The organism is Methylophaga sp. UBA2689 (assembly GCA_002354555.1).
Lineage (GTDB): Bacteria > Pseudomonadota > Gammaproteobacteria > Nitrosococcales > Methylophagaceae > Methylophaga.
In genome coordinates this window covers 4,013-5,043 of the sequence record DELT01000034.1, presented here as the reverse complement: position 1 = coordinate 5,043, position 1,031 = coordinate 4,013, and the positions used below count along the sequence as shown (strand labels likewise).

1 protein-coding gene is annotated in these 1,031 nt (G+C 42.6%); it reads left to right on the top strand.

Features of this window, described 5'->3' with window-relative positions:
* The coding region (gene serB / locus B3M51_RS03540; protein ID WP_414673429.1) for a phosphoserine phosphatase SerB at positions 1 to 902 on the top strand (902 nt) is incomplete at its 5' end.
* Positions 903 to 1,031 lie beyond the last annotated feature (129 nt).

Below are 1,031 nucleotides of genomic sequence, written 5' to 3'. Positions count from 1 at the left end.
AAATCTGTTTTTGCACACGGCGAGCTGATGTATATCAGTTCGCCGTTTGTCATTTTAAGACTGGAAAAATCATGACACAGATAATTGTTCAGGGACCTCAACTTACTCGGGAACTGGCCGGTGAAATTGCTGAAAAACTATCGGGACAATGTCAATGGCAAGACAGTTATGCATTGATTGAAAATACCCAGCATGCAGATTTGTCGATGTTACGACAACAGTATGCTGTCGATATTAATGTCCTTCCCGCAGACTTTGAAACAAATGATTGCCGTTTGATAGTAATGGACATGGATTCGACCTTAATTACCATTGAATGTATTGATGAAATTGCCGACTTTATGGATCTTAAACCCCAAGTGGCAGCGATTACCGAAGCAGCAATGCGCGGCGAGATTGATTTCGAAACGTCGCTTAAACAACGGGTAGCGTTACTGGAAGGATTGCCTGTGGATATGCTGGATCGGGTTTACAACGAACGCTTAATGCTCAATTCTGGTGCAGAATTAATGTTAAAAACCGTGCAACAGGCCGGAATAAAAACCGCACTGGTTTCAGGTGGATTTACTTTTTTTACTGATAAACTGAAAAAACGTCTGAATCTTGAATTCACACAGGCCAATGTACTGGAACATGAAAACGGTTATCTCACAGGTAATGTAACCGGTGAGATTTGCGGTGCACAGGCCAAAGCCGATTTTTTAATTAAATGCTGTGCCGAACTGAATATAGAAAAGCAGCAGGCAGTGGCGATTGGTGATGGTGCAAATGATCTGTTGATGATGGCTGAAGCGGGTATGAGCGTGGCTTATCATGCTAAACCCAAAGTGCAGGAAGCTGCCGATACAGCTTTGAATCACTGTGGTCTTGACGGAGTGTTGGGACTATTGCAACGACCTTAATCAAAGGCGTAATCTTGAATTAACAGCAGGTGCCCCCATCTGCTACAACTAATCAAATAAAGAGGTAACAACAATGGATATTATGGAGCGTATTAAGCAGGCGATTGAATCAAACCCGGTAATTCTGTT